Source organism: Candidatus Neomarinimicrobiota bacterium (genome assembly GCA_022567655.1).
Taxonomy (GTDB): domain Bacteria; phylum Fidelibacterota; class SORT01; order SORT01; family SORT01; genus JADFGO01.
In genome coordinates this window covers 1-8,112 of sequence record JADFGO010000089.1, presented here as the reverse complement: position 1 = coordinate 8,112, position 8,112 = coordinate 1, and the positions used below count along the sequence as shown (strand labels likewise).

Sequence of the window (8,112 nt, the reverse complement as noted above, 5' to 3'; positions counted from 1 at the left end):
GGCATGGACTCGCAGGAGATGACCCTTGAACTGAAAGGAAGCGTCGAGAAACTTTCCGGCAGCGCTACAATCGCCGGAAAAAAGATGAAGCTGAACTCGCCGGTAATTTCATCTTTCAGGATTGCGTTTTCGTTTCCCGCGGATTCCATCGATATATCAGGAATTGTGATGATGTCGGGGAAATTAAGCGAGAAAGGGATAGTGGGTGTCGGAAGCGCACCCGGAAACAAGAAAATAACTTGGAAATTGACAAAATCAGCGACCGAAGAAGAGGATGAAGAAGATAAAGATTCCGAAGAATTAGCCCCTGCAACCGCGACTATTACTTATCCTCTTGGAGGATTCGGAAGGAGAACTCTTCCGGTTCAAAGCAAATCGGTTCTTGTCAGGAACGCAACCATATGGACAAGCGGGCGGGCGGGAATAATGAAAAATACCGATCTCCTGGTGAAGAACGGAAAAATATCTGAAATTGGAAAAAACTTGAAAGCTCCAAAGAACTCTGTAATTATAGACGGCACGGGCAAGCATATTACGCCCGGACTCATAGACGAACACTCGCACACGGCAATGACCCGGGGCGTGAATGAAGGAAGTCAGGCGGTTACCTCCGAAGTAAGGATAGGAGACGTATTAACCGGCGATTATATCGGCTTGTACAGAGAGCTTGCCGGAGGGCTTACCATGTCTCAGGAACTGCACGGGTCGGCTAATCCGATTGGAGGGCAAGCGGCGATCATTAAAATTAAATACGGCTCCCTGCCTGAAAAGTTGAAATATACCAAAGCGAAGCCGACTATAAAATTCGCTCTCGGCGAAAATGTGAAGCAGAGTAACTGGAATCCTCCTGTCCTCAGATATCCCCGCACACGATTGGGTGTGGAACAGATATTCAGGGACGAATTCAGAGCCGGGCTCGACTACAAAGCCGCAAGAAGGAAGAAGGGTGGTCTGCCCGTAAGGAGAGATCTCGAGCTCGATGCTATCGTGGATATTATGGAAGGAAAGATGTTCGTTCACTGCCACTCATACCGACAGGATGAGATCCTGATGCTTATGAGGGTGGCGGAGGATTTTGGCTTCCGGATAGCGGTATTCACCCATGTACTCGAAGGATATAAAGTTGCAGATGAAATGAAAAAGCATGGAGCGGGTGCATCTACCTTCTCGGATTGGTGGATGTATAAGTTCGAAGTGTACGATGCAATACCATATAATGGAGCGTTGATGCACGACGTGGGAGTGCTAACCACTTTCAATTCGGACAGCGATGAGCTTGCGAGAAGGATGAATCTCGAAGCTGCCAAAGCGGTGGCATATGGCGGAGTAAGCGAGGAAGAGGCTTTGAAGTTTGTAACTATCAATGCGGCTATACAACTGAAGGTCGATAAGTGGACCGGTTCCCTTGAAAAAGGTAAGGACGGAGATTTTGTTGTATGGAGCGGCCATCCGTTAAGCACATTGACAATAGCGGAACAGACCTGGATAGAAGGAACAAAGTGGTTCGATATAGAAGAAGATGCCGCCTTGAGAAAGTCTGTCGACGAAGAAAGAGAAAAACTGATCCAAAAAATATTAGCCTCTGGAGAGAAAAAGAAAGAGAAAAACGACGAAAAAAATAAGAAGGATAAAGAATCCGGCAATACCGGGAGGGAAGGAATATGAAGGCAAAAATAATATACTCCACTCTCACTATCGCGCTGGTTTTCATGAGATTGACTTCACTGACCCCGGCATCTGACGAAGTTCCCTCTAAAAAGCAGGATCATCCGATCGCACTCGTAGGCGGGACTATCCACACGATTTCCGGTCAGACGATAGAGAACGGTACCATCTTGTTTGATAACGGAATAATAACAGAAATAGGGAATGACGTTAACCTGTCTTCCCGTGTCGAGAGCATTGATGTTTCAGGTAAGCATGTTTATCCGGGTCTGATAAACGCCGATACGCGTCTCGGACTGATTGAAGTCGGTTCCGTTCCCGGATCGCGTGACGACAGGGAACTCGGCTCGATGAATCCTAACGTGAGAGCGGAAGCGGGATTGAACCCGGACAGCGAGCTGCTCTCTGTAGTGAGGGCGCACGGAATAACCGTAGTAAACTCATTTCCTCGGGGAGGGATCATCTCCGGAAAGTCCGCAGCGATAATGCTCGACGGCTGGACTTGGGAAGACATGACGCTGAAGGCTCCGGTCAGTATGCTTATGAATTGGCCCAGGATGACCATAATAAGTGCGTGGTGGTTTGATAAGAGCAAAGAGGATCAGATAAAGGAACAAAAGGAGGCGTTAGACAAGATCAGTGTGTTCATGGATGAAGCGAGAGCATATATGATCGCGAAGGAGGCGTCGGGTAAAAAAGGCATACCCAGCCATGAAGTTGATCTTCGATTAGAGGCTATGATTCCGGTCCTGAAAGGTCAACTGCCGATGTGGATAACCGCGGATGAGATACGGCAAATACAAGGGGCGATCGACTGGGCTGAATCAGAGGGAATCAAGACTGTTATTTTAGGTGGTGAAGATACCTGGAGACTCGCGAGTGAATTGAAAGAAATGAATATTCCGGTGGTCATCAGTGAAGTGTTGCTTACGCCGTCAAGAGATTGGGAAGCTTACGATTCAAGATATACTCTCGCCAATAAACTATACGAGGCAGGAGTTCAATTCTGCATGGGGTACGCAACATTCGCCGGTGAGCAGCACAATATACGGTATAATGCCGCAATGGCTGTGGCATTCGGACTTCCGGAGATTGAGGGAATAAAATCTATCACTCTTTACGCCGCTGAAATAATGGGAATAGACGATAGGGTCGGTTCTCTCGAAAACGGGAAGGATGCCACTATAATAGTGACAGACGGCAGTCCCTTGGAAATAACTACCTCCGTTGAGCTGGTATTTATTCAGGGAAGAAAGATAGATCTGGACAACAAGCACAAAAGGCTGTACCGGAAATACACCGAAAAGTATCGTCAAAAAGGACTTATAAAGTAAAGGCGGGTTAGAAGGATTTACCTATCAAGATAGGCAGCAAAATCAGCGCTGCCTATTTTCCCTGACAGAGATCAATCACTTTTTAACGCGGTTGTAACACTGTGCAGCAGGTCTTCAACAAGACGCGCCGGTTTCTTGAAGAACATTAGGTTGTCGCGTTCCAGCTTATTTTTAATGTCTTCAACGTAAGCAAATCCTGACGAAAATATAATTTTCTGGTTCGGCGTTTTTTTCCAAATTTGTTCGGCAAATTGAAATCCATCCATCCCGGGCATTTGGATGTCGGCGATTATAATGTCGGGAGAAAACTGATCGAACACCTTTAGTGCGGATTTACCGTCCATCGCAGTTTCGACATTATAACCGGATTTTGTCAAAAATCTCCTGTAGCTCTGGCAGAGCATCGGTTCATCGTCAACTATGAGAATCTTAGCCGAAACAGGTTCACCCTTCGCGACGGAGAGGGAGACGCTGAATGTGGAACCCTTTCCTTTTGTAGAAATAACGTCGATCTTCCCATTGTACTCGACTTCAATAATGTCCTTTACTATCAAGAGCCCTATTCCGGTACCTACGTCCTCCTGCTTGGTAGTAAAGTACGGATCGAATATTTTCGGCAAGTCATTTTTCGGGATTCCTGTGCCGGTATCGTAAATCTTAGTAACGACGAATTTCCGTTCCTCATCCATAAGCGTTGATATCACCAGATTTTGGGTTTTTCTTCCCTGCATCGCTTGAAGAGCGTTGAGAATCAGATTTCTGAAGACCTGGTCTAATTTATCTTTATCAACATTTACCTTAGGCAGTCTTTTGCCGAGATCTAAGGTTAATTTAACTGTCTTCATTTGTCCGATGGTTTTGAGGGTTTCCACGAGTTCCTTAATAACATTGTTCACATTGATATTTTTTCTTTTCGAGAGTGTCGGCTTACCGAGTCTCATGTAACCGGAAGCAAGGCTGATAATATGCTGTATCTCTGTGTTCATATCTTCCACGATTTCATTAATCGATTCATCTTCCATCAGATCTGAAATGACCTCTGCACATGCTGATATCACCTGGAGCGGATTATTAAGTTCATGGGCAATTTTCGATCCCATCTGTCCTAATGCCGCAAGCTGCTCGGTGTGAACAAGCTGGGACCTGATCTGTTTCTCTCTATCATACAGCTCTTTGAATGCGTTATTAGATTCGATCAGTCTCGACTGGCTGTGCAGCAATTTATTGAGCGCCTCCTGGCGGTCACTGACGTCTTTGCCTAAGATTATCAGGGTTTCGTCATCAAGAATCGGGTTATAAGTAAACTCATAGTGAGAACTGCCGATGATCGCGCCTGCAGTGATATTTTCTTCGTTTTTAAAAGCTAACTCCATTCTCCCGGCGTGACTCGGAGGGAGAATTTTATTTATATTTTTTTTACCGATCTTATATGCTTTAAGTAATTTTTCGACCGCCGGATTGATATACAAAAGATCCCCTGATTTATTGAATTTCATGATCAAATCAGGATTTATGTTCGGTATCTTCTCAAGATCACGGTTGGCTTTTCCCAGTCTCTCTCTCTCATGTGCTAAAGCAAGAATAGAGGCAATCGATTCGACGAATCTAATTTCCGTTTTATCAAATCCTCCATCTCTCTTTTGTTGAGAGAATATAAATCCTTTTAGGTTTTTCCCCGCGCTGATAGGTACAACCAGCGCATTAGATTTATCACTTTTTAGCTCTTGAAGTATTTTTGTTTCTCTTCCGGACTTAATATTGGACTGCGAAAGTAATGTTTCGTATTTGTTCTGTTTAATCCATTTTGAAGGGAGTTTATCTTTATCGAGAAACCTCTTCCGAACCCTTCCCGCAGAGCCGTTTTCTACAAGCACTTCGAATGAAGGTGACCTATCGTACTTCCAAAAAATCGCGGTGTAATTAGAAGAAAGACCTGAAGCTATGGAAGAATTAATTGATTTTAAAATCGATGCCCAATCTTTCCCTTTGAGCGCTGAATCGGTTGCCTCTGATAAGTAATTTAGCATCGGTTCTTGTAGCGATTTTTTGTTCTTTTTCATTAAGCGTTAGAAAATTCCCCCACAAAATCTCCCTTAGTTTTATCTTCTCAGCAAATATTTTTGCACTCACTATAATATAGAGCTTGAAGTCTGAATTAGTAGGAGAATATGAGCGGCTGAACCGACAAAATTTCTCATTATCAGCGGAGTCGGGAAAAAGGGAATAGGCTTAAATGTCGGGTTTAGAGATGCAGAATTAGATTTTGTCAACGCTTCCGGATAAGAGATTATCATCGAGAGCGCAAATTAATTTAAACCTATGAATCAGAGCATTAGGATCGGCCTTACCGTTCGACTGAACATTCCAAAGCATCTTCATAGCTTCACTCTCATCCTTATCATAGATAGCTTTCTGTTCATCAAAAAAGCTGTATATACCCTCGTACAGAACATAGAGAGGACAGTAAGAATTGAACTGCAAATAGTTTGAGCGGCAATCCTGACATACGAAACAATCGTTCTCGTCAATATCGTAGGCATATTCAGCGCCTGAACCGATAATAGAGTAAAGTTTTTTATTTGCAATTCGAAGCTTTCCGATGTCGGTAAAAAAGTTTTCATGCGCCCCGCAGTTTACCAGAGCATCTTTTTCTTGACCGCATAAGGGACAAACGGGCAGATTGATTTCTGTGCGTTCTTCCAGATCGGTTGAATACTCTTCAATAATAGATTCATATATTTCCATACTTACTCCTTTTGTACGCCTAAATGTAGGAGTTTTATCTCTCTATGTCAAGAAAAAAGTGAACATAAGGCGTAAGTTTATTTAAGCTTTAATCTTTCTTATTTAACCGGTATATTTTCGTGTACACCGATTTATGAAATTTACTTTTAGACGAGTCTAATCCGGAGGAATTCTAATTGGCAAACAACGTAACCGAGCTGATAAACGAAAATGAATTACGCTATCTCGAACAACTCAAGGAATTCGTAAGGATTCCGAGCGTAAGTGCGGACCCCGATAGAAAAAAGGAGGTTTTGTCTTGCGCTAACTGGGTAAGGGATGAATTAGAGCGCATCGGGTTGGATAATTCGGAAGTTATGGAGACAGATGGACATCCGGTTGTATATGCAGAGTGGGTCAGAGATGAAAAGAAGCCGACCGCTTTGATATATGGTCATTATGACGTTCAGCCCGAAGACCCGGTGGAGCTTTGGGATTCTCCTCCATTTGAGCCCACAGTGAGAAACGGCGGACTGTACGGGCGGGGAACAGTGGATGATAAGGGTCAGATATTGCTTCACATGAAGGCGGTTGAAGCGCTTATACAAAGCGAGGGATCGCTCCCGATCAATATCAAATTTATCATCGAAGGAGAGGAGGAGATAGGAAGCCCTAATCTCGTCCCACTGATAAAAAATAACGTTGAAAAGCTCCGGGCTGATCTGGTATTGATTTCGGATTCACACATGTTTGCAAAAGGAATACCTTCCATATGCTATGGATTGAGGGGCTTGGTGTATTTTGAATTGACCGTTGAGGGAACAAAGAGCGATCTTCATTCAGGGACGTTCGGCGGGGCGGTTATAAACCCTGCCAATGCGCTTGCCGGGATCATATCAAAATTGAAGGATGAGGACGGCAGGATTCAGATACCCGGAATATATGACGATGTTTTAGATTTGACCGATGCCGAAAGAGAAGCATATGAAAAATTACCATTTGATGATGAGAAATATCGAGAGGCTCTCGGAGCACCGGCACTTTTCGGAGAAAAAGGGTATTCCACGCTTGAAAGAACATGGGCGAGACCTACACTCGACGTTAACGGTATTATATCCGGATATACGGGTGAAGGAGCCAAAACCGTCATCCCGGCAAAAGCGTCCGCAAAAATCAGCCTCCGGTTAGTTCCGAATCAGGACCCGTTAAAAATTGAGGAGTTATTCAAATCATACATTGATGAAATTTCACCGGATGCGGTAAAAGTCACAGTTGAATCTCTGCACAACGGAATGCCTTATATATCCCCTACCGACAATCCGATATTCGACTCGGTCAGAGAAGCCCTGAAAAAGGGGTTTGGGGCTGACGCCGTGTTGATGAGGGAGGGCGGCTCTATCCCTGTCGTCACCGATTTTGCGGAGATTTTGAATACACCTGTCATATTGATCGGTTTCGGGCTTCCTGATGAGAATGCGCACGCTCCAAACGAATGGATCGACCTTGAAAACTTTCAGAAGGGAATTTTGTCTATGGCATATCTGTATCAAGGTTTAGCGAAAGACGGAGTGTAGATTAAGTAAATATCTGCACCCCGATGAACGGGTACAAATTTTTCAGTTCAGAGAGTCTAAACTCTCCAGAATTTCTGAATTCTCCGGGAACCTCCCGAGTTGCTTTTTCGAAAAGATATTTTCTCCGTTAACAACAACTTCAAAGACTCCTTTGTCGGAAGCTATGAGTTCGCTCTTAACATCAAATTTTGTTTCGATTTCAGCCGCCAAACTGGTGGCTTGAGGCAGATAGCCTCAGACGCTGCAATATTCGATACTGATATTCAAGTCATTTCCTTTTATCAAAAGTTTTCCGGCTACTGAATTTACACAGGTTTAAATCAGATACAAGAAAATGTGCATGTCTATGTTCCGCCGGGAAATTCCTTCGATATGATCACTTCTATATAGTCTTTCACTTTATGAAGGAAAAGCATAGGTCCGGGCTCAGCCGGGTTTAAGCCTCTGTCGCGAATGTAATCGTATTCAATTATAAAAAAGATGGCGTTTTTCAATGTTAACCCTGTCTGGAATGATAAGGTTTCGTAATGAGACCGAAGCGATTCATTTTTATCGTTTTTTATTTTCAGTCTGAGGAGTCTGCTTGCGAGATTGTTTTCATTTGCTTCGGGTAACTGTTTTTTGAGTTTTTTATACACGTCGATTTGAGCTTTAACGTCGTTCTTCCATCCTGACCAACGAGAAAAAAATATACCCACAGCGAGAAGCAAAATCGCCAGAATTAAGTATAAGAATATCATAACAAATTATTTTATGTTTGCTCACCCATAATGACGGTGAAAAATATATCCAGCTTTAAAATCAATGTCAAAGAA

The 8,112-nt window shown here is 43.6% G+C and carries 7 protein-coding genes; 3 read left to right on the top strand and 4 right to left on the bottom strand.

Annotated elements, in window-relative coordinates:
* The first annotated feature begins 18 nt into the window (after positions 1 to 18).
* Positions 19 to 1,665 carry an amidohydrolase family protein gene (locus tag IID12_08630; protein ID MCH8289154.1) on the top strand — a complete coding sequence of 549 codons (1,647 nt, stop codon included), beginning with the start codon at positions 19 to 21 and terminating at the stop codon, positions 1,663 to 1,665.
* Positions 1,662 to 2,999, top strand: a complete 1,338-nt coding sequence (locus tag IID12_08625) for an amidohydrolase family protein (protein ID MCH8289153.1) — start codon at positions 1,662 to 1,664, stop codon at positions 2,997 to 2,999. Before IID12_08630 ends, IID12_08625 begins: the two co-directional genes overlap by 4 nt.
* A gap of 71 nt (positions 3,000 to 3,070) precedes the next feature.
* Here the strand turns inward: IID12_08625 and IID12_08620 are convergent, their stop codons facing one another.
* Positions 3,071 to 5,059, bottom strand: a complete 1,989-nt coding sequence (locus IID12_08620; GenBank protein ID MCH8289152.1) for a response regulator — start codon at positions 5,057 to 5,059, stop codon at positions 3,071 to 3,073.
* 196 nt (positions 5,060 to 5,255) lie between these two features.
* Positions 5,256 to 5,744 (bottom strand): hypothetical protein, encoded by a 489-nt coding sequence (locus tag IID12_08615; GenBank protein MCH8289151.1) that lies wholly within the window; start codon positions 5,742 to 5,744, stop codon positions 5,256 to 5,258.
* Between the two features lie 176 nt (positions 5,745 to 5,920).
* Here IID12_08615 and IID12_08610 point away from each other — a divergent pair, with 176 nt between their 5' ends.
* A complete protein-coding gene (locus IID12_08610) occupies positions 5,921 to 7,297 on the top strand; it encodes a dipeptidase (protein ID MCH8289150.1) in 1,377 nt (458 codons plus the stop codon).
* Positions 7,298 to 7,339: 42 nt separating this feature from the next.
* On the opposite strand, the gene IID12_08605 is transcribed toward IID12_08610, so the two are convergent.
* Positions 7,340 to 7,525 carry an Rdx family protein gene (locus tag IID12_08605; GenBank protein MCH8289149.1) on the bottom strand — a complete coding sequence of 62 codons (186 nt, stop codon included), beginning with the start codon at positions 7,523 to 7,525 and terminating at the stop codon, positions 7,340 to 7,342.
* 116 nt (positions 7,526 to 7,641) lie between these two features.
* Complete coding sequence (locus IID12_08600) at positions 7,642 to 8,037, bottom strand: hypothetical protein (GenBank protein ID MCH8289148.1); 396 nt, start codon at positions 8,035 to 8,037, stop codon at positions 7,642 to 7,644.
* Between the last annotated feature and the right edge of the window lie 75 nt (positions 8,038 to 8,112).